Source organism: Deltaproteobacteria bacterium, assembly GCA_022340465.1.
Taxonomy (GTDB): domain Bacteria; phylum Desulfobacterota; class Desulfobacteria; order Desulfobacterales; family B30-G6; genus JAJDNW01.
Genome location: JAJDNW010000022.1, coordinates 1 through 21,584, shown reverse-complemented (window position 1 = coordinate 21,584; position 21,584 = coordinate 1). Strand labels below are relative to the sequence as shown.

At 55.3% G+C, this 21,584-nt stretch carries 20 protein-coding genes, 1 tRNA gene and 1 pseudogene; 13 read left to right on the top strand and 9 right to left on the bottom strand.

Annotated features, from left to right (window positions below):
• Positions 1-23: 23 nt before the first annotated feature.
• The 4 genes and pseudogenes from LJE94_03700 to LJE94_03685 form a co-directional block, all read right to left on the bottom strand.
• A complete protein-coding gene (locus LJE94_03700; protein MCG6909212.1) occupies positions 24-854 on the bottom strand; it encodes a hypothetical protein in 831 nt (276 codons plus the stop codon).
• An 18-nt stretch (positions 855-872) separates the two neighbouring features.
• Positions 873-1,268 (bottom strand): annotated as a pseudogene (locus LJE94_03695) (hypothetical protein).
• A gap of 236 nt (positions 1,269-1,504) precedes the next feature.
• Positions 1,505-3,730, bottom strand: a complete 2,226-nt coding sequence (locus tag LJE94_03690) for a molybdopterin-dependent oxidoreductase (GenBank protein MCG6909211.1) — start codon at positions 3,728-3,730, stop codon at positions 1,505-1,507.
• Between the two features lie 66 nt (positions 3,731-3,796).
• Complete coding sequence (locus tag LJE94_03685; protein ID MCG6909210.1) at positions 3,797-4,519, bottom strand: MerR family transcriptional regulator; 723 nt, start codon at positions 4,517-4,519, stop codon at positions 3,797-3,799.
• 299 nt (positions 4,520-4,818) lie between these two features.
• Between LJE94_03685 and LJE94_03680 the strand changes: the two genes are divergently transcribed.
• From LJE94_03680 to LJE94_03650, 7 genes are all read left to right on the top strand, one after another.
• Positions 4,819-6,027 carry a thiolase family protein gene (locus LJE94_03680; protein MCG6909209.1) on the top strand — a complete coding sequence of 403 codons (1,209 nt, stop codon included), beginning with the start codon at positions 4,819-4,821 and terminating at the stop codon, positions 6,025-6,027.
• A 63-nt stretch (positions 6,028-6,090) separates the two neighbouring features.
• Positions 6,091-7,908 carry an acyl-CoA dehydrogenase gene (locus LJE94_03675; protein ID MCG6909208.1) on the top strand — a complete coding sequence of 606 codons (1,818 nt, stop codon included), beginning with the start codon at positions 6,091-6,093 and terminating at the stop codon, positions 7,906-7,908.
• Between the two features lie 117 nt (positions 7,909-8,025).
• Complete coding sequence (locus tag LJE94_03670; protein ID MCG6909207.1) at positions 8,026-9,177, top strand: 3-hydroxyacyl-CoA dehydrogenase; 1,152 nt, start codon at positions 8,026-8,028, stop codon at positions 9,175-9,177.
• 136 nt (positions 9,178-9,313) lie between these two features.
• Entirely contained in the window at positions 9,314-10,084 is a 771-nt protein-coding gene (locus LJE94_03665; protein MCG6909206.1) for an enoyl-CoA hydratase/isomerase family protein, read from the top strand.
• A gap of 303 nt (positions 10,085-10,387) precedes the next feature.
• Complete coding sequence (locus tag LJE94_03660; protein ID MCG6909205.1) at positions 10,388-11,134, top strand: N-acyl homoserine lactonase family protein; 747 nt, start codon at positions 10,388-10,390, stop codon at positions 11,132-11,134.
• A 218-nt stretch (positions 11,135-11,352) separates the two neighbouring features.
• Positions 11,353-11,544, top strand: coding sequence for a histidine kinase (locus tag LJE94_03655; protein MCG6909204.1), 192 nt, complete (start codon positions 11,353-11,355; stop codon positions 11,542-11,544).
• On the top strand, positions 11,534-12,151 hold the full coding sequence (locus tag LJE94_03650; protein ID MCG6909203.1) for a DUF3786 domain-containing protein: 618 nt from the start codon (positions 11,534-11,536) through the stop codon (positions 12,149-12,151). Before LJE94_03655 ends, LJE94_03650 begins: the two co-directional genes overlap by 11 nt.
• Positions 12,152-12,238: 87 nt before the next feature.
• Here LJE94_03650 and LJE94_03645 read toward each other — a convergent pair whose 3' ends face one another.
• Positions 12,239-12,976: a DUF481 domain-containing protein gene (locus LJE94_03645; protein MCG6909202.1), complete on the bottom strand. Its 738-nt coding sequence runs from the start codon at positions 12,974-12,976 to the stop codon at positions 12,239-12,241.
• Positions 12,977-13,235: 259 nt separating this feature from the next.
• Here LJE94_03645 and LJE94_03640 point away from each other — a divergent pair, with 259 nt between their 5' ends.
• The 5 genes from LJE94_03640 (at position 13,236) to LJE94_03620 (ending at position 16,085) form a co-directional block, all read left to right on the top strand.
• Positions 13,236-13,397, top strand: coding sequence for a hypothetical protein (locus LJE94_03640; GenBank protein ID MCG6909201.1), 162 nt, complete (start codon positions 13,236-13,238; stop codon positions 13,395-13,397).
• Positions 13,398-13,424: 27 nt separating this feature from the next.
• On the top strand, positions 13,425-13,970 hold the full coding sequence (locus LJE94_03635) for a peptide-methionine (S)-S-oxide reductase (protein ID MCG6909200.1): 546 nt from the start codon (positions 13,425-13,427) through the stop codon (positions 13,968-13,970).
• 168 nt (positions 13,971-14,138) lie between these two features.
• Positions 14,139-14,214 (top strand) — tRNA-Asn (locus LJE94_03630).
• A gap of 409 nt (positions 14,215-14,623) precedes the next feature.
• On the top strand, positions 14,624-14,881 hold the full coding sequence (locus tag LJE94_03625; GenBank protein ID MCG6909199.1) for a hypothetical protein: 258 nt from the start codon (positions 14,624-14,626) through the stop codon (positions 14,879-14,881).
• A gap of 463 nt (positions 14,882-15,344) precedes the next feature.
• Positions 15,345-16,085 carry a methyltransferase domain-containing protein gene (locus LJE94_03620; GenBank protein ID MCG6909198.1) on the top strand — a complete coding sequence of 247 codons (741 nt, stop codon included), beginning with the start codon at positions 15,345-15,347 and terminating at the stop codon, positions 16,083-16,085.
• Between the two features lie 91 nt (positions 16,086-16,176).
• Here the strand turns inward: LJE94_03620 and LJE94_03615 are convergent, their stop codons facing one another.
• The 4 genes from LJE94_03615 to LJE94_03600 all read right to left on the bottom strand — a co-directional run bounded on the left by LJE94_03615 (position 16,177) and on the right by LJE94_03600 (position 21,043).
• Positions 16,177-17,100 carry an AEC family transporter gene (locus LJE94_03615; protein ID MCG6909197.1) on the bottom strand — a complete coding sequence of 308 codons (924 nt, stop codon included), beginning with the start codon at positions 17,098-17,100 and terminating at the stop codon, positions 16,177-16,179.
• Between the two features lie 105 nt (positions 17,101-17,205).
• Positions 17,206-18,993, bottom strand: coding sequence for an aspartate--tRNA ligase (aspS, locus tag LJE94_03610; GenBank protein ID MCG6909196.1), 1,788 nt, complete (start codon positions 18,991-18,993; stop codon positions 17,206-17,208).
• Positions 18,994-19,315: 322 nt separating this feature from the next.
• The gene (gene hisS / locus LJE94_03605) at positions 19,316-20,569 is read right to left on the bottom strand and encodes a histidine--tRNA ligase (protein MCG6909195.1); all 1,254 of its coding nucleotides are present in this window, start codon (positions 20,567-20,569) and stop codon (positions 19,316-19,318) included.
• Between the two features lie 132 nt (positions 20,570-20,701).
• On the bottom strand, positions 20,702-21,043 hold the full coding sequence (locus LJE94_03600) for an MTH938/NDUFAF3 family protein (GenBank protein ID MCG6909194.1): 342 nt from the start codon (positions 21,041-21,043) through the stop codon (positions 20,702-20,704).
• Between the two features lie 215 nt (positions 21,044-21,258).
• On the opposite strand from LJE94_03600, the gene LJE94_03595 reads away from it, so the two are divergent.
• Positions 21,259-21,584: hypothetical protein (locus LJE94_03595; GenBank protein MCG6909193.1), on the top strand; the 326-nt coding region annotated here is incomplete at its 3' end.

Sequence of the window (21,584 nt, the reverse complement as noted above, 5' to 3'; positions counted from 1 at the left end):
AGCACCGGTTTTTCCGGAGCAGTCTAAATGAGAGCGGCAAACGCATTGGTTATAACCGGGCCCGCAGGCGTGCTCACCCGGACGATATATCCGCCGTCGGATTTCCACCCCTCGGTTGTCAAGGTGTCCCCGGGGTATACCGGGCTTGAAAATCGAGCGTCGAATGCTTTGAGCCGCTCCGTGTCGCCGGACAAACAGCCCTCGATCACGGCGCGAGTCGCATACCCGTAACTGCACAGGCCATGCAGAATCGGCCGGTCGAACCCGGCCCTCCGGGCCGCCGCCGGATCGATGTGCAGGGGATTGAAATCCCCGTTGAGCCGGTAAAGCGCCGCCTGGGAGGCGGGCACCCTTGCGGTCACACGGAAATCCGGCCCGGCTCCCTCCGGTGGCTCGAGGCGTTCGGTCTTGGGTCCGGAATCCCCGCCGAATCCGCCCGCCCCGAGGTAGAAATTGACATACCCGGCCTCGTACAACAGTTCACCGTCTTTTGCCCGGCCGGTAACCTGAATATCGTACACCGCCGCCTTGCCCTTGTCGTAGATGTTTCTGACTTCACCCGTCTGGATCACTTCTCCTTCGGGGGGCAGCGGCTTGTGCAGCCGGATGCGCTGCTCGCCGTGCAGGAACAGCGGCCAGTCGATGTCGCCCACGTGAGGAAACGCCCGCCCCGCCAGGATCACGCAGTAGCTCGGCAGCACCTTCAATCCCCCTGGGGCACTTTCATACACCAGTGAAAGTTCCTTTTCATCGGCCCCCACGCTCAAAGCGTACAAAACCACATCCTTCCAGGTGTATGCCACCTTGACGGGGTCGTTCTTTTTTCCGATAACACTCAAATCGACCGCGGGCATACGGGCCTCCTTATATGATTAAGCGGTGACATTCGGTTTGGGTTTGAAAACCACTGCGGGCCTGGTCCGTTTCGAATAGGCAAAGCCTTCGGCTTCCCTGTGCGTGCCGTATTTCCTCTCCAGCTCCTCCAGCGGACCGGCATCCAACGCACGCACCGGGCAGGCTTCTACACAGTCGGGCAGTTTGCCGGCCTCCCACCGGTCGACACAGTAATTGCATTTTCGCATCTTGGCCCCTTTTTCGGGGCCGAACTGGGGCGCGTCGTAGGGACAGGCTTTCAGGCATTTGGCATCGCAGGCGTCGTTCCCGGCGCAGGCCTGGCTGTCCACGATGACAATGCCGTCCCCTTCCCGCTTGGTGATGGCCTTTTCGGGGCAGGCCGGCACACAAACAGGCTGAACACAGTGCCAGCAGGTGGCCACGGTATAGGCGACATAGACCTCGGGGCAGCGCCCTTTTTCGGTGGTTGCCACCCGCATCCAGTTTTCCGGACCCGCCGGGATGTCGTTCCAATCCTTGCAGGCAACCCTGCACGCATTGCACCCGGTACAACGGGTCTGGTCAAAATAAAATCCGATTTGCATGGTTTCGCTCCATTATGAAAAAACGTATCTGGTTGGAAGCACAAAGACGCAAGATTATCTCAGGATCAAACTTTTTCGGCCTCTACCAACGTCGTGTTCAGCACGGCCGCGCCGCCGCCCGAGTAGGCATCCCGCGTAAGCGTGTTGGCACAGGCTCCCCGGTCAACGCCGTTTTCGTCGGGCTGGTACCAGGCCCCCTCGAAGATGGCGATCACTCCCGGCTTGATCCTTTCGGTCACTCGCGCCGGTATGGCCACCCGGCCGCGGTCATTGAACACCTGGATCTCCTCACCGTCGGCAATGCCCCGCACCGCCGCATCCACCGGGTTGATCCAGGCCCGGTGAGACTCCACCTCTCGCAGCCATTCGACCTTGTACAACTCGGAATGTACCCGGTTTCTGGGATGGGGCGATATCAGCTGCAGGGGGTATGTTGCGGCCAGCGGGTCGAAACGGTCTTCCGGAACCCGCATGTATTTCGGAATGGGCGGGCACAGCGGATTGTCCAGGTCGGCCACCCGCTGGGAGTAGATTTCGATTTTGCCGGAGGGTGTGTCGAAGGGATGGTTTTCCGGGTCCTCGATCTGTTTTTGAAAAGCGATAATGGGCTTTTCCAATGCCACCCGCTGGATGCCGTTTTTCCGAAAGGCATCGAAGTCCGGGACCAGCTTGGCCGTTTCCGGATTTTTTTCCACGAACATGCGCAGAATGTCTTCCTCGGTAAACGGGTTGAAGTTTTCGATGCCCAGCCTTTCCGCCAGCTCTCCGGCGATGTCCAGATCGGACTTGCATTCCCCCAGGGGGTCGAGGGCCCGGTTCATGAAGGTGAAATAGGGGCCCGACGGCCAGGGCCGGGTCAGGTCGGAACGCTCTGCCGCCGAGGTCACCGGCAGCACGATGTCGGCATGACGTGCCGTCGCCGTCATGAAAAGCTCGTTCACCGCCAGAAAATCCAGCTGCTTCAAGGCCCGATGGGCCTTGTTGCTGTTGCCCGTCTGGTTGATGTAGTTGTTGCACATGGACCACATCATCTTGATGTCCGCCGGGTAGCCGCCGGCCTTGCCCTCCAGGATGGCGTCGAAAATGGTGTTGATGTGAATGCGCTTGGCCACACGCAGCCGGATGTCCAGGGTCCCCTTGACCTTGGGCCCTTCCAGTTCCACCGGGTTTTTCCCCGGCGGAATGGCCGACATGCGAAACATGTGCCCGATGGGGATGCCCATGAGACCGCCGCCCGCACTGCCGCCGGGCCGCCCCACGTTGCCGGTCATGGCGCACAGGGTGGCGGCACAACGGTTGTACTGCTCGCCCATGGCACTGCGTGCCGGCCCCTGGCAGTCCATCAGAGCGGCCGGTTTGGTTTGGGCGTAAAGCCTGGCGATCCGTTCGATGGTTTCTGCGGGAACGCCGGTTATCTCCGCCGCCCAGGCCGGGGTTTTGGCCACCCCGTCCTCCTCGCCCGTGACATAGGCCCTGAACTTGTCGAACCCCACCGTGTACCTGTCCAGGAAAAGCTGGTCGTGCAGCCCCTCTTTGATCATCACGTTGGCCATGGCCACCATCATGGCCGTGTCCGTACTGGGATATATGGGGATCCATTCGTCGGCCACCGCCGCCGCCGTGTCGTGGTAGCGGGGATCGATGGCAATCACTTTAGCACCGTTCTCCCTGGCCTTGATCAGATGGTACATGGTGTTGGTACCGGAAATCATCCGGGCCGGATCCCATCCCCAGAGAATGATCAACCTGGAATTGAGAAGGTCCTCACGACTGTTGCCGACCATGACCGAACCGTACTGCGTCAGTGAGGCCCAAACCGCGCCCTCGGAAGAGATGTTGCCGTAGTGGGTGGTAAAGCCGCCGAACTGGTTCAGCAGCCTGGTGGCGGCCAACCCCCCGTTGTGCAATCCCGCAAGGTAGCCGCCGCCGGTGGCCAGCAGTATCGAGGCATTGCCGTATTTTTCCTTGACGCTTTTCAACTTGCCGGCGAGCGTGTCCAGGGCTTCGTCCCAGGAAATCCGCTCGAAGCGTCCCTCGCCTTTTTCCCCCGCCCTTTTCAAAGGGTGCATGAGCCTTTCCGGGTGGTGGACGTACTGCCGGAAAGCCCTGCACCGGAGACAGGTTCTCAGCTCCTTGTCGGGATCGCCGATGTCGTCGCCCTCGATGCGCAGAATCCGGTTATCCTTGACGTGCAGCTTCAGGGGGCACCTGCCTCCGCAATCGAAGGTCGATGTGGTTCTGACGATGCGAACATCGTCGCCCGCGGTTGATTGATCTGCGCTGACATCCATTGTGCTATCTCCTTTTTTCGAGGCAGCTCCACATAGGTTGAGTTCCTGTTGGCACTGAAATGACCTCTATATCGACGTTTCGGAAGGGGCTGCCGGTTTTCTCTGGCTGTCGTGTGCCGCATCCCCGGAAATCCGGCGGTACAGGTAGTACAAAAAAAGGCTCATCAGTTCAACGAACTGGCCTCTTTTTTCATAGAAGTCCGGGGAATCGAGCTTTTCCGCATTGCGCTCCAGGTAGTCACGGGTGCTGGCAGCCAGATAACGCTTAATAAAATCAGATATCGGTTTCAGGTTTTGGGGGTCGTAACCATCCCTGGGGCCGAAACCCAGACGGTCCATATCCACCATCAACCGTCCGATAACCACGTTTTCATAACTGTAAACACGTTTTTCCCCGTCCGTGCAAGCAGAAATAATCCCCCATTCCTCCAGCTTGTCCAGCCAGTAGCGCCCCAGGCCCGTGGATTCCTGGAAAGCGTCCTTGCCCACAACGTCCCGGGGGAAAAATCGCTCCATAGGACGCAGGTATTCGCTCTGCACCCGAAAAGAAGCCTGTTCGGCAGGCGTCTGCCCCTTCTGTTCCTTCATTATTTTTTTAATGACCGGCAAAGGCAGAAAATAATGATCCCGCAGTTCTTTTATCAGGCGCACCTGGCGAACATAGGCATCACCGTAATCCGCTGCATTCTTACCCGTTTTTCTGGGTTTCCTGAGAAGGCCTTCACGGATATAGTGATGGATAGTTTCTTTGGAAACAGCCGTTCGCGTTGTCAATTCACTGATTTTCACGGTTCTTTACCCGGCAGCTTGAATGGGAATGCTCTTAAATTGGCTTCATACCAATAAACATTTTTTTGTGGTTTCTTACCTCTGATTATCCATCTTCGCGATCACTGTCAAGAAATAAAAATATTTTACGTCTTTTTCTATTGACAGTTAATTTTATTATATCATATAGATATCGGCGATTTCATATAGTTTATTAAACATTTTCGTATAAACATAAACATATTTAATGTTTATACCGCTAAACGGATAAAACGTAACGGGTCGGCAACCGGCCATCAATTGAAAAGGAGATTAATTCAATGGCACAAAGAGAAGCGGTAATTGTTGATGGCGTCCGTACCGCATTCGGGCGTATGGGCGGAACCTTGAAAGACATTTATTGTTCAAAACTAGGGACCATCGGTATAGACGGACTCCTCGAGAAAACCAAAATCATGGAAAAGGCACATGTGGAAAGTGTATTTCTGGGGTCAGCCACTGGATGTTCGCAGTCCGGCAACCCGGCCCGCTTCGCCATGCTGGGGTCAGCCCTCGGATACGAAACATCGGCCTCCTACGTAGAAATGCAATGCGGCAGTGCCATCGACTCCATCAACCATGCCGCCTGGAAGATTCTGGCCAATCAAGCTGACATCATCATTGCCGGCGGCATGGAATCCTACAGCCAGATGGCCATTAAATTTTCCATGGCCACACCACCATATAAGCTGATTCCGCCGATGCCGATTCCGCCGCAGCTGTCTCCGGTAGCCGAAGAGTGCATCGGCATGGGCATCACCGCGGAAAACCTGCAGGAAAAGTATGACATCCCCCGGGAAGCATCCGACGAATTTGCCTACAACAGCCAGATGCGGGCCAAGGCCGCCATGGAGGCCGGGTATTTTAAAGAAGAAATAGTACCGGTCACCATCCCGGCCACCCGTAAAACCCCGGAGGTTGTATTTGATGTTGACGAGCACCCGCGTCCCCAGTCAACATTGGAAGGAATGGCAAAACTGCCGCCGGTTTTCAAAGCGGGCGGCACGGTCACGGCCGGCAATTCTTCGGGCCAGAACGATGGCTCCGCCTTTGTACTCATGATGAGTGCCGAAAAAGCCAAGGAGCTCGGCTACGAACCCATGGCCAAATGGCTGGCTGGTGCAGATTACGGCTGCGATCCCAAAATCATGGGCATCGGACCGGCCTACGCCATGCCCCAGGCCATCGCACGCGCAGGGCTGAAGATTTCCGACATGGATGTCCTGGAGTGCAACGAGGCCTTTGCCGTACAAAACCTGGCGGTCATCAAGGAGATAGAAGAACAGACCGGCGAAAAAATCGACATGGAGAAGTGGAACCCCATGGGCGGAGCCATCGCCTTTGGCCATCCCAACGGCGCCTCCGGGGCTCGCATCGGCATGTTCGCCATGCGCCACCTGATCCGCAACAGCGGCCGTTACGGCGTGTTCGGCTCCTGCTGCGGCGGCGGACTCGGCGTAGCGACGGTCATTGAAAACCTGCAACGATAACATTGCGTCCCTTAGTGTTATTCAAATTCAAGCATGCTAACAGAATCAGGAGAATAGAAGAAAATGGCACAACAACTAGTAGACAGGCGGGATCTCGACTTTGTGATCTGGGAACAGATGCAGTCGGAGTCACTCCTAAAAAACGACCTTTACAAGGAGTTCAACAAAAAAACCTGCGACATGATCATCACCGAAGCCAGGGCGCTTGCCATCAAGGAAATGCTTCCCACGCTGGCCGAGGGCGACAAACAGGGGATTCGATTCGACAAGGGCGCGGTCAAGGTGCCCGATTGCTTTCATGATCCTTACAAGCTGATTCTGGAGGGTGAATGGCAGACCCTAGCCGTGTCGCCGGAAATGGGCGGTCAGGGAGCGCCGGGCTTTGTCAGCGCCGCCTGTTCCCAGTATTTTCTCGCCGCCAACTGGGCGCTTTTTTCATATGCCAGCATGGGCAACGGCACGGCCAAGCTGATTGACCTCTACGGCACCCCCGAACAGAAGGAAAAATACATCCCCAACATCATCGCCGGCAAATGGGGCGGCACCATGCTGCTGACCGAATCCGAGGCCGGAAGTGACGTGGGCTCCCTCGAAACCACTGCCGTTAAAAACGCGGACGGCACCTACACCCTGACCGGCAACAAGATATTCATCACCAACGGCGAGCAGGATCTAGCCGAAAACATCATTCATCCCGTGCTGGCGCGCATCGAGGGGGATCCTCCGGGGACCAAGGGCATTTCCATCTTCATCGTGCCTAAATATTTTGTCAACGACGACGGCAGCCTGGGCGAACGCAACGACATCATCTGCACCGGCGCCGAAGAAAAGCATGGCATCCACGCCAGTGCCACCTGCAGCATGGCCCTGGGCAGCAGGGGAAAATGCATCGGCTACCTTCTAGGGCAACCCCGGGAGGGAATGAAAGTGATGTTCAACATGATCAACGGCGCCCGGATGGGCGTCGGCCTGCAGGGATTGTCCTATGCCTCGGCCGCCTACCTCCTGGCCGTGAACTACGCCAGGGAGCGCATCCAGGGACGCCGGCTCGAAGACTTCAAGGATCACAGCGCACCGTCCGCGCCCATCATCGAACATCCGGATGTGCGCCGCAATCTGTTGTGGATGAAGTCCTACGTTAACGGCATGCAGAGCTTCTTCCACTACCTGTCTCTCTGCGCCACCAGGGGCGTCGTCGGAGAAACCCCGGAAGAACGGGAGAAGTACGGCGATCTTTTCGACATGCTCACGCCTTCCATCAAGGACTACCTGGCTGTCAAGGGGCATGAAGTCTGCATCCAGGCCATCCAGGTGTACGGCGGTGCCGGTTATTGCCAGGACTACCCGGTGGAACAATACGCCCGGGACTGTAAGATCGGCTCCATTTATGAAGGTACCAGCGGCATTCAGGCCATGGATATGCTGGCCCGCAAGCTCGGCCGCAAGGAGGGCCGGGTCTTCATGAGCCTGCTGGAAGAGATCAACAAAACCATTGCCGCAGCAAAGGAGTTCGAGGCGTTGGGCTCCATTGCCGAAGATGTCCGGAAAGCCGCCAACCGCCTGGCGGAACTCGCCATGATCATGGGCAAAAGGGCCATGTCACCGGAGTTTAAAGCCGCTTTCGCCCACTCCCTGCCCTTCTTGAATGTCATCGGCGACACCATCATGGCCTGGATGCTGTTGTGGCGGGCAAGCGTGGCATCGACCCAACTGGCCGGCAATGCCAAAAAGAAGGACCTCTCCTTCTACAACGGCCAAATCAAAACCGCCGAATTCTTCGCTAAAACCATTCTGCCCGAGGTGTTGGGAAAAATGGATGCCATTGCCGCCGGGTGTCCGGCAGCCCTCGAAATTGACAACGACGGCTTCGGCGGACTTTAACAAAAGCCTTGCAAAACAACTGCGCTGCAAGGCGACCATGACAGGTCGCATGGATGCACCTTTATTTACCTCAACATCGCAACCTTGAGGTTCATACGATTAAAGGAGGATTGAAAAATGAACATAGACGACATCAAAACCATTGCAGTCATCGGCGCCGGGGACATGGGGCACGGCATTGCGGAAGTCGCCCTCATTGCCGGCTACAAAGTCTTTTTGCGCGACATCAAGCAGGAATTTGTCGACAAGGGAGTCGGCCGCATCAACGCCAGCCTGGAAAAGCTGGTTTCCAAAGGCAAGGTGCCGGCGGAACACTTTGAAAAGGTAAAAAAGGAACTGATGGTTCCCGTGACGGATCTCGCGGAAGCCGTCAAGGAAGCGGATCTGGTCATCGAAGCCATTCCGGAAATCATGGACCTGAAAAAGGAAACGTTCAAGGCCATGGATGCGGCCGCACCCGCCCGCACCCTGTTCGCCTCCAACACGTCCACCATGAGAATCACCGAAATTGCGGCGGTCACCAACCGCCCCGAAAAGGTTTTGGGGCTTCACTATTTCAACCCGGCTGTCCTGATGAAGCTGGTGGAGGTAATCCGGGGGGAGCAAACGAGCGATGAAGCCGTGCAGATCGGCTACGATTTCGTGGTGAAAAACAACAAGGTGCCGGTCAAGGTGCACAAGGATGTGCCGGGGTTCATCGTCAACCGCGTACAGGCCCCTGCCGCCGTTCTGCTGGGTTGTGTCCTGGATCAGGGCAACATCGAACCCGAAGCGGTGGACGCCATTTTCAGAAACATGGGGTCGCCAATGGGGCCCTACGAAACCATGGACTACACCGGCCTGGACATCAATTTTCACGCCAGTGCCTATTTTGCCGAAGCGATCCACGAGGATTTCCGAGCCGGCAAAACCCTTGCCGCCAAGGTCAAAGCCAATGAACTGGGCAAGAAAACCGGCAAGGGGCTTTTCGATTGGTCGGCTGGCCGTCCGGAAATCGATCTGTCCAAGGCCACCGACACGTTCGACCCCATGGATCTGGCCATCGTCAACGCCAACGAAGCCACCAAAATAGTCGCCGAAGGTGCCTGTGCCCTGGAGGATGTGGACACGGCCGTCATTAACGCCACCGGCAGCCCCTTCGGCCCCATCGCCCTGATCAAGGGGTTGGAGCCCGACGACCTGGCCAAGCGGCTCGAAGGCCTGGCCGAAAAATTCGGCAAGGAGATTTTCAAGCCGACCCGGATGATCAAGGACGGCGGGTATAAATAAAATCGTGTTCCGCGATGTTATGAAACGCAACTGCGTCGCTTTTACTTGAAAGAAAATTTATAAACCACAAAGGCCGGCAACCAGAAGCAAATTCTTTGTGCCTTTTTGGTTCCTTTTTTGGCGTTAAGGAAAGACCATGGAACTTGAAAACATCAAAATAGAAAAAAAAGATCACGTCGCCATCATCACCATCGACCATCCCCCGGCAAATGCCTGGAACATGGCCACCATGCTGGATTTCGAAAAGGCCGTCGATGACGTCGAAAATGACAAAGATGTCCGCGTCGTCGTCCTCACCGGTGCCGGGGAAAAGTGCTTTTCCGCTGGTTTCGACGTGAGTGACGCCGCCAACGGCCATGTAACCGGCCCCAAGGGCCGGGAACTGTGGCGGCGCATCGACCGTTTCCCCAAACCGGTCATCGCGGCCATCAACGGTTTTGCCTTGGGCGGCGGGCTGGAATTGGCCCTGTGCTGCCAGTTCAGGATCATGGCGGACGCCCCCAAGGTAATGCTGGGACTCACCGAACTGAACCTGGGCATCATTCCCGGATGGGGCGGCACGCAGCGCCTTCCCCTAGTGGTGGGAAAAGCCAAAGCGCTGGATATGATGCTTTTCAGCAAAAAAGTCGGCGCTGAAGAAGCGCTGGAAATAGGGCTTGTCAATCAAACTTCTTCCCCTGAAAATCTGATGGCGGACGTGCTCGCATTTGCCGGCAAACTGGCTAAAAGGCCTCCCATTGCCGTTAGTTGCGTACTCAAAGCAATCGCCGCTGGATCTTACGAGGGGCTCGATGAAGGGCTGCGGGTCGAAAACGAAGGCTCTCAGATCGTCGGAAAGTCACAGGACTGTGTGGAAGGGTTTACCGCCTTTCTCGAAAAAAGAGACCCCGTCTTTACCGGCAAATAAAAATTGGCGCCCAATTTTTATACGACGCGGCTTCGCCGTTAAAACACAAGGGAATATGCTGACCCGCCGAAGGTGGCGGGCCAACATATTCCCTCCCCCGAAAGATTGGGGACGTTCATAAATATATAAATAACTTTATATTACACCTGTAGTTATTTATATATTTATGAACGTCCCCTATTTGCTTCGTGTCCTTTATGCCTTTGTGGTTTTCATTAAAATGCAAAGAACTTGACCCGCCCTTGCCGTCTGCATTATATCGATAGAATTGAAACAAACAATGAACCGGGGGGAAACAGGGTTATGACAATGTACAAGATACACCCTATCGTCATGGGCTCCAAAATCTTCGACAAAACCATGATGACCTACCAGCACGGCTACGGCCAAACCTACACCATTCCAATTTACTGCTGGTATCTCGAGGGGGGGGACAAAAGCATACTGGTGGACACCGGGGAGATGAGCCCCATCCAGTCGGCCGACAGGGAAGAATCCCTGGGCGGCCATATATACACCTTCGAGGAAGGACTGTCCCGGTGGAATCTCACGCCGGAGGGCATCGACATCATCATCCACACCCACCTGCACAACGATCACTGCGAAAATGACTACAAGTGTCCGAACGCCGCCATCTACGTGCATGCAAAGGAGCTCGAAAGCATCCACAACCCGCACCCGCTCGATTTCCGCTATCTTGAAGACTACATCGAAGACGTCGAGGAAAGCGGGCAACTGCGCGTCATCACAGAAGACACCGCCATCGTACCCGGCATACGGGTCGTGCACACACCCGCCCACACAAAAGGCGGACAGACCGTGCTTGTCGACACAGACGAAGGCACGGCCGCCATTACCGGGTTCTGCGTTATCGACGAGAATTTCAATCCGCCCGTGGAGATAAGGGCCATGGAAATGGAAGTGATCCCCCCGGGAACCCACCTCGATGTTCAGGAATCCTATGACATCGTGCTGAAGGTCAGGGAGATGGCCGACATTCTTCTGCCCCTGCACGAACCCAGGTTTGCGGCCGTAGACACGATACCGTAAAGCCAAGCAAAGAGCTATAGGAAGCCCTTTAACCACAAAGTCACAAAGATCACAAAGATTAACCATATTGATGGGAAAACAGAACCAAATAAATAATGCTTTGACACCCCAAGAACCCGACCTTTTTGTTTAACATTTAGGTCTTTTTCGAGTTTTCGAACTTTCGTGATTTCGTGATGAATGATTTTTTATCGCATCTCGTAGTTTAGAGGTATACCGTGAACACAATTGAAGACCTGAAAAAACGGCTTGCCGAACTGGAGGAGGAAATAGCGGAAACCAAGCGCCGGCTGCCGGCCCATTCCGTGAAACCGCCGGTCATGATGGACCTGCTTGCCCTGGAGGACGAGTACGACGAGGTCATGCGGCAGATAGAAGCACTCAAAAAAGGCGGCGGTAATGGGCCCTGAGGTGAAAAAGGCGGCTGTATTCGAAGAAACCTACCAAAACTACCTGAAGCAGCTCGCAGGCATTGACTGTCTGGCCAGAGCGGATGTGCTGGGCGCCAAGGTATCGGGCAATGCGTTGGCCATCGACTTTTACGGGGATACGTACAACGTTTCCGCCGCAGGCGTCACCGATGCCCGGGGAAAAAGGGCTAATTTCGCCGTGAGCGTCGTCCTCTGCAAATACATACTGGTGTGCCCGGAAGAAGTCGTGCCGGACGGCATCTGGGTGACCTACCGTGAATTCAAGGACGCCGGCCCCCTCACCGGTTACTTCAACAGCAACACCAACAAAACCATCGAAACCACCTTTTCCGGCAGGTTGGACAAGCTCGAACGCGCCTCCAGGAGACTGGGGGCAACGGCTGTCGAGGACGGGGCCGCCTACGACCTCTCATTGGCATTCAAGGCGCTGCCCCGAATCCCCGTCCTGCTGCGGTTCAACGACGGGGATGCCGAATTTCCCGCTCAGTGCTCGATCCTTTTCCGCCGATCGGCGGAGCACTACCTCGACATGGAGTCCCTGGCCATTGCCGGGACCTTTCTGACCGGCAACCTGATCAGGGAATGAACCTCAGGATCGAGATGAATGACGTGCCTGACATCTATGTCTGACTCGTTTGAATTTTAGTCATCCGGTTTGGTTTAGGACACAACACTAGTAGGTTACCACGATAGCCGCCCCAAGCACCGTGTCCGTCTTTTCCAGATCGTCGGGTATGGGGCGATGTTGATAGCGTACGCCATAAGACACCTTGAGGGAAAGGATATCGTTCAGAGCCGATACGACGGCCGCCTCCGAATTGACTTTGAAATTATCCCCGTCATCAAAGTCCTGCAGGTATTCCGACCACAGAGAAAATCTGTTTTTCTCTGTAAAAGCATATTCATATTTGCCGTAGGCGCGCCCCTCTATGAAGCTCGCGGGTTTTTCCGTCACGTAATCCTCATGGGCATAAGACAACCCGGCCTCAGCCACCAAAAAATGCCGCGGCCCAATCAGTATTTTATACCCGGCACCGGGCCCCAGGTAGTACCGTTCATCAAATCCCGCGAACTCATCCCGCAACCAACCACCTAACGCATAGCCATACCAACGTTCCGTGACCGCATAATCCGCACGCAGGTCTGTATAGTAGCGTTCGGCCGACTTATCGCCATCGGTTTCGGTGTACAACGCGCCGATGTTCCAGGTGCCCGTGAGCGCGTCCGTAAAATCGTATGTCAGCAAATTTTTAAAAGCCAGCGTACTGATATCGGTATTGCCGCCCGTTTGAACAAATAAAAACTCCGCTTCATCCTTCCATGGCTTGTCGGCAGGCTCCTCAGCAAAAGCCGTACCAACGATCATTGCCCCCAGGGCCAGTATCATACCTACAATTTTCATCATTCTCATGGTCCTCTCCCGGTTTCGATTACGGACAGATAAACGGATAGACCTCAGTTTTATGGTGGAGACGCCCTGGAGATCCATCCGCAAATGCTGCCCCTGTTCTGTTATGATTCAAATAATAATAAACACTTCTTTGAAATAATCAAAAACAAAAATAGCTGGCCGGAATGACAGTCAGGCAAATCGTGATTACGGTAAATCAAAGGTACATCGGAAAAAAGTTGTGAAAAGCGGCAAAAGCGGTTCAATAAGAGATAAAAAAATGAAAATAAACAAACTGTTAACATCCATAATGCATGCCGTGCTGTTCACGCTCGCCCTGTTTTTGGGTCAAAGGACGGCGTTTGCAGGGCAGGTGGCATTGGCGCCTCTGGATGCCGCGGCACCGCCCACCTTCGAAACCGCCTCTTTCGGATTGGGCTGATTTTGGGGTGTTGAATCCCGGTTCGGGATTGTCGAGGGAGTGATCCGGACGCGTGTGGGGTATGCCGGAGGTAAAAAGGCGGCGCCCACATACATGCGGATAGGTGACCACACGGAAACGGTGCAGGTTGATTTCGACCCCACACGCATCACCTATGCCCAGCTTCTGAATGTCGTCTGGGAAAGCCATACACCGACAGGCCGGAACACGCCGGGACAATACATGCACGCCGTCTTCTTTCACAACGACCGGCAGCGAAAAACGGCCCTGGCTTCCAAACAGGCCCTGGAGCAAAAATCCGGCCAGACAGTCACCACCAGGATCCTTCCAGTGCGAACCTTCACCATGGCTGAAGGCTACCATCAGAAATACATCCTGAAACAGCACGCCGGCCTCGTGCGTGAACTGACAGCCATCTACCCTGACCACCGTGACCTGGTGGCGTCCACCGTTGCGGCCCGTCTGAACGGCTACGCCGGGGGATACGGCACAAAGGACCAGCTGGCGCGGGAAATAGAGGCGCTGGGGTTGAGCGAGCATGGGAAAGCGCTTGTAATTAAAATGGCACGTTAAAAATCGAAACCGGCCCCGCATGACGACCGGCTGGCTGCAAACTTGTCCCGAATCCACGATAATGGGCCAAACGGTCCAAATTTTTCTTGACAAGCCGGACAGGGATATAATAATCGACGTTGTTCGTGTGAATTTGCCGGGCTATCGAAAAATTCACCACCCAACTGATCCCCAGTAGCTCAGTCGGCAGAGCAGATGGCTGTTAACCATCGGGTCCGCGGTTCAAGTCCGTGCTGGGGAGCCAAAAATAATGGCCGGGAGTCCATCCCGGCCTTTTTTTATGCGACACTGGGTCTACAACCTCCTAAGCGAATCCACCGGATGATATTGTTGCGGTAAAAGCAATGGTGTCCCGCGACGGTTGCACCAACACAACTACCCCGGCTACAAAGGCATTCATCAGCTATACCGGTTGTCATGGATATGTTCCGATACAAACGATGTCCACCATAAGAAATATTTCTTACTAATCAGTCAGGTAGCCGAATAAGATGACAACCGCTATTCAACAGATTTTCCACGGAAAATTTTATAACCAAAACAAATTTGGCTGTAGATAAAGAAATAATAGGCAGTTGATCCCATCTGTTTTCATCATAGCTTACGGACTGCAATCTAAACGCAATTAGAATAGCGTTTGGCGTAGAATCAATTTGAGGTTAATCGTTGTAAAAGGTTCAAACAACAACGGCATCCACAAGCGAACCATCAACCAGCTTTTCGGGATGTATGTGTATGACATGTCCGGTTACGCGCTCGAGCAGATTTCCAAGCACACCATGACCGACCAGCAGGCCTCGTATCTTAAAGCAATTATAGGGATCACCCCCGTCATCGACAGCGATGAATGGCATGCGGTATGGACGGAAGACGTCGAACCGCTTACCGATGTGTTTATAATGCCCAAGTAGGGATTGTGCAGGATATTGGTCTGAAACGGTAGGAAAAGCGGAAAACCCTGGCTTATCCTCTGGGGGACGCCCTTGTGAACTTTTAACCGCTCTGGGACGATCGTAAGCAACGCCGGGCGGGGCCGGATTCGGCCCCGCCTGTTTTTTTTCGGCGAACCCGCCTGCCCATTCCAATGAGCCATCATGGAAAGACATATCGGCGCAAACAGTTGGCAACGTCCGGGCCCTTTTTAGAAACAGGCCCTAATCACGCATCATCTTTTTATTGATTTTCCCGGCGTTTGTCAGTGGGATCTGATCGAGAATATGATTGTTTCCCGTTGGCTGTTGTGCCATTCACAACTAAGTTGTATATAACACAGCAATGAGCGCTGCCGACAGCCACTTGAGGTTTGCTGGCTCCGGTGGTTCTGTCGTGGTGATTGTAAGACAACGATGAAAGGACTCACCCGTGGACATGGATATGTGGAAATATTTTGGCATCACCCACACGGACCATACGATCATGAACCCGATGAGCCTGGCCAAAACCAAGGAGCTCATCGACCTCCTGCGCCTGCCTGACGGCGGGCACGTCCTGGACGTGGCTTGCGGCAAGGCCGAGTTTCTCTGCCTCATCGCGGAACGGTACGAGGTAACGGGCACGGGGATCGACCTGTCTCCCGTCACCTTCGAAGAAGCGCGAAAGAACGTCACCGCCCGGCAACTCACAGATCGTATCGACCTGTTGAACATGGATGGCGGCACGTATGAACTGGACCGGCAAAGGCGTCTGGACCTGGCCGCATGCATCGGCGCCTCCTGGGTCTATCAGGGGCACAAGCGAACGCTCGAGGCCCTGCAAACGATGGTTAGACCCGGCGGTCTCGTGCTCGTAGGGGAGCCATTCTGGAAGATTCCTCCAGATCCGGAATACCTGAAACTGACCGAACAGGAGGCCGCGTCGTACGGCTCTCACTCGAGCAACGTTCAGGCCGGCATGGACCTGGGTCTTATATTCTTGTACGCCGTCGTCTCCTCTGAGGATGATTGGGACAGGTACGAGGGGCTCCAGTGGCAAGCTGCCGAGCGGTACGTGGCAGCCCATCCCGATGATCCGGACGCGGAGGCGCTCCTCAATACCATGCGCAAGCACCGAACCGGCTACCTGCAGTGGGGGCGTGACTGCCTGGGGTGGGCCTTATACCTGTTCAGTGCACCTTAGAAGACTTACCAGCGAAGCTTGAGCTTGAGCCGCCCACCGGGTTTGCATCATCTTCTCCGGTCCCCGCATCGATATTGAATCCCGCCATACGCTAACCGGCCAGGTTGAGCCAGATGGTGAAGGTGACGGAGGACACCAGCGTGCTGGCCGAGATGGAGGCCACGGCGAAATCGGGATCGCCGCCCATCTCCTTGGCCATGACATAGGAGATGGTGGCGGCCGGCGATGCCAGCAGGATGAGGCCGGGAAGAAAGTCCCCGGCAGGCAGGCCGAAGAGCCGAAACAGAAGAAACCCCATTCCCGGCAGCAGGACCAGTTTGATGGTCATGGTCGATAGAACCGGCCGCAGTTTGATCCGGATCAATTCCAATGAGATGGACGCACCGATGATGAGCAGTGCCATGGGAAGCGCCAGACCGCTCAGGATGTCCAGGCTCCTCTTCACAACCAGGGGCACGGGAATTTCCAGCAGAGAAAAGACGATGCCGGCAAGGGCGGAGGCGATGACCGGATTGCCCGCCACCTTGCGCAGGATCAGCGTCCAGTCGTAAGCTCCCTTATTGTCCTCGGAGTTCACGGTCAGGGCGAACACGCTGAGGAGGTTCTGCAAAATCATCATGAAGCCGAGCAATATGCTGGTCTTGACGAACCCCTCCTCGCCCAGGTAGTAGAAGGCCACCGCCAAACCGATATATCCCAGGTTACCGTGGAACCCGCTCTGGATATAGGTTCCCAGCTTCCCGCCCCGCAACCCTTTCCAAGCGCCGGCCCCCCATGCCGCAGCATACCCCGCCACCACCGTACCCAGTGTCAGCGCCAGCACACTCAGGTCGAAATGCGCCTTGAGGTTTGCCCTGGCAACGGCGTTGAAAACCATGGCCGGTATGGCTATGTAGAAAACCAGGCTGTTGGCCGGTCCGATGAATTCCGCGGGAATGAACCCCCGCCGGTGAGAGCCCCATCCCAGAAGGATGATGGCGAAAATGGGTACAATCGTTGTGAGGATGTTCATCATATAATTAAACCGGCAGAAGGGTACGTTTTCGATAACGTATCCGAAATGCCTTTATTGCTATGTTTCCTTGTTTTTGACAGTTTACTTATTTGCCGGTTTAATTATTTAGGTGGCGATCGGTTTGACCTTGAGACACAGCTCATCCAGCTGGCTTTTGGAGGCTTCGGACGGCGCGCTGGTCAAAAGGCACGCGGCTCGCTGCGTCTTGGGAAAGGCGATGACGTCCCGTATGGAGGGCTGACCGCACATGAGCATCACCAACCGGTCGAACCCGAAGGCGATCCCCCCGTGCGGCGGCGCCCCGGACTCCAGGGCGGAAATCAGAAAACCGAACTTCTCTTCGTAGGTTTCCGGCGTCAATCCCAGGGCATCAAACACACGCTCCTGAACCTCCTTGCGGTGAATACGGATGCTGCCGCCGCCGATTTCAAAACCGTTCAGCACGAGGTCGTAGGCCCGCGACCGGACCGCAATGGGGTCGGATTCCAGCTTGTCGTAGTCTTCCTCCAGGGGAGCGGTGAACGGGTGGTGCAGCGCCTGGTTGCGGTTTTCCGTTTCGTCGTATTCCATCAGCGGAAAATGCGTCACCCAGACGAAATTGAAAGCATCCTGATCGATCAGACCCAGTTTAGCGCCGATGTGGTTCCTTAAGTGTCCCAGGGCCTCGTTGGTCACCTTGGGCTGGTCGGCCACGAAGAAAACCAGGTCCCCGGGCTCCATGTCGAGTCTGGTTTTCATGCGCGCCTTTTCTTCATCGCTGAAAAACTTGGTGATGGGCGACTGCCACTCGTCCTCGCGAACCTTGATCCAGGCCAGGCCCTTGGCCTTGTAAATGGCCACGAACTCGGTCAGGTCGTCGATCTCCTTGCGCGAAAAACCGCTGCAGCCCTTGGCGTTGAGCGCCTTGACCATGCCGCCCTTCTTCACCACCGACGAAAACACCTTGAAGCCCGAATTCTCGACAATATCGGAAATCTCCTTCAGCTCCAGGCCGAAACGGGTGTCCGGCTTGTCCAGCCCGTACCGGTCGACGGCCTCTTCATAGGTGAGCCGCGGAAACGGCGACGCCAGTTCGACGCCCAGGACCTCCTTGAAAAGCGAAAGGATCATGCCCTCGCCCAGATCCATGATATCGTCCTCTCCAACAAATGACATTTCGATATCGATCTGGGTGAACTCAGGCTGCCTGTCCGCCCGGAGGTCTTCATCACGGAAACAGCGCGCGATCTGATAGTACCGGTCGAAACCGGCTATCATCAAAAGCTGCTTGAATATCTGCGGCGACTGGGGCAAGGCATAAAACTGGCCCGGGTTCACGCGGCTGGGGACCAGATAGTCCCGCGCCCCCTCCGGCGTACTGCGGGTCAGGAAAGGGGTCTCCACGTCGATGAATCCCTTGTCATTCAGGTAGCGGCGCACGGCGGCGGCGGCCCTATGCCTGGTAATGATGCTTTTCTGCAGTTGCGGCCGCCTCAGGTCCAGATGCCGGTTCTGCAGCCGTATGGTTTCGGAGACATCCACGGTGTCCTCGATCTGGAACGGTGGTGTGGCCGCCCGGTTCAATATCTTGAGCTCCGTCACCAGCACTTCGATTTCCCCGGTGACCAGGTTGGGGTTGATCATGCCCTCGGGCCGCTTTTCCACCTTTCCCCGCACCCCGATGACGTACTCGCTGCGCAAGACATGCGCCTTGGCATGGACCTCGGAGTCCAACTCCGGGTTGAAAACCACCTGGGTAATGCCGTTTCGATCCCGCAGATCGATGAATATAACCCCGCCGTGGTCGCGCCTGCGCTGCACCCAGCCCATGAGCACCACTTCCCTGTCGATGTCCGCACCGCCGAGTTCGCAGCAGTGATGGGTCCTGCGCATACTTCCAAGATTATCTGACAATGGTCGCTCCTCTCATTCATTAGAAACAAATTTCTGCGATCGACAGTTCACACCGGCACGCCGCATTTTTACGGCGTTGAAATGGATGCACAGCAACCCTTTCCAATGCTTATTATCTTCGATTATTTTTTCCAAGCCTGATAAATATATCCAATTAGACGAGCCATCGGGGTGTTTATTCCGTCATACCCGCGCAGGCGGGGATCCAGAGCATTCGGCTAATCGCTTTCCGGATAGTGCTGACGCTTCACTGCGTGTCCTGCCTCCGCAGGAATGACAAAAGGCTTAAGCTAAAACTCCCCGGCCCTTGAATTAGATTGATTTACCGGATCAGCGGTATCAGTTTTTCCACCAGGTTGTCCAGCGGGACATCCACCTGCTCTCTGGTATGCATGTCGCGCAGGATGGCCGCCCCTTTCCGCCGCTCGTCTTCGCCCACGATCAGGGTGTAGCGCGCACCGCTTTTCCCGGCGCGCTTCATCTGGCTTTTCAGGCTGCGGCCCTCGAAATCCATTTCGGCCCGCATCCCCATGGCCCCCAATGCACAAAGCCACTCGAAGGCTTGAGAACCGCTTTCCTCGCCCAGCGCGGCAATGAACAGGTCCGGCTTTTTGATATAGGCGTCCCTGTCCAGGGCGGCCACTTCGGTCAAGCGGTCGAAACCGATGGCAAACCCGGTGGCCGGCATCTCCGGCCCGTCCAGCATCTTCACCAACCCGTCGTAGCGCCCCCCGCCGGCAACGGCGCTCTGAGCACCCAGGGAACGGGTCTGAATTTCGAACGTCGTCCTGGTGTAGTAGTCCAGTCCCCTGACAAGCCGTTTGTCCACCACAAAGGGTACCTTCAGAGAATCGAGCGATGCCTGTACCACATCGAAATGCTGTGCACAGGCCGGACACAGGTGGTCGATGATGGAGGGCGCTTCTTCCATGGCTTGCCTGCAATTCGGCACCTTGCAGTCCAGAACCCTCAAAGGGTTGCGGTCCTTGCGCCGCGCACAGTCCGAACAGAGCGAATCCGCGTGGGACGCTATGTACGTTTTAAGGGCGGTTTTGAAAACCGGGCGGCATTCGGGGCATCCCAGGGAATTAATGTGCGCCTCCACATCCCCGGCCGACAGCCGCTCGAACAGGGTTTTGAGCAGAAAAATCAGCTCCACGTCCGCCAGGGGCGATCCCACACCGAATATTTCCGCGTTGATCTGATAAAACTGCCGGTAACGCCCCTTCTGAGGCCTCTCCCTGCGGAACATGGGCCCGATGGTATAAAATTTTTTGACCGGGTCGTCGGCGTACATCTTGTGCTGGATGTATGACCGGCAGATGGATGCCGTGGCCTCCGGCCTCAAGGTGATCAGGTCGCCTTTGCGGTCTGGAAACGTGTACATCTCTTTTTCCACGATGTCCGTATCCTCCCCGATGCTTCTGGCGAAAAGCTCGGTTTTCTCCATGATGGGAATGCGGATCTCTTTGAATCCGAAATCCTCGAAAAGCGCCCGGGCCACTGACTCGATGTGCTGCCACACCTCGACCTCACCCGGCAATATGTCCTTGAATCCTCTGATGAGCTGTATCATCGCTGTTCCTGAATCTTTTTTTAGTTTTCAGATAAAATCAATAAACTTAGATAATTACAGGGAAACTTCAGGCGAGTCAATATGAATCGGAACATTTAGGAATATTTCGCCTAAATTGAACGATTTTAGGTTTTAACAGCTCAGGTGAAAACAGGCACCGACCCTCTCGGATGCGTGCAAGCCATTAAACCAGTCCACCGCCTTTTTATTGGGGCCCGCCATCAATTGCACACCTTTTTCCGCCAGGTGCTTCTCGAGGCCCTTTTCGGGTTTCATCCGTCCGTCGACACCCGTCCCGGCGATGATAATTTTCGGGCGCATCCCCACCAGGTCAACGATGTCACCCATCGACAGCACATGCCCCCTGCCCCGCCACCATGAATCCCGGATCCGCCCGTCCGGATAGATGATCAGGTCGGAATGGTAGGCATGCCCGTCGATCACCATGGCTCCGAAAGAAAATGAGTCGATCATGATACAGCCCCCTTTTGCAGCGCCTTTTCCACACCGGTTCGATATCCATAACACCGGGGTTTCAATTGTTCAATACCGCGAAGCTTGAATGAGCTCCCTCCATAACACCTAAATTACTACCGTATATTTTGGGAAACTTTGCAGGATTGCCTTTTATTTTTCCTTTGGCATCATGACACAAGAAAAAATTCGAACGAACCTCAAAGGAGGAAATCATGAAAAAAGCCGCTTTTTTTATCCTTGTCCTTTTCTTTGCCGCCCTCGCTTCGATGCCGTCCGCATTCGGTGGGGAAACCACCTTGCTCGGTCCCCAGCAGTATCTCAGGTTTTCAGATGCACCGGACACATATGAAAATACGTTCCGCGCCGTTCCCGGTTACGGCACCATTGTCGTGAGAAACGGAAAGAGTGACGGTGACAAACGAATCGAAGACGGCATCAGCAGTGCCTCGATCCTGGTCAATGGTATCGAAGTGTTCGGACCGGAGGATTTCAACCAAAACACCTACCTCCTTACATCCCCCCTGGAACTAAGCTGGGA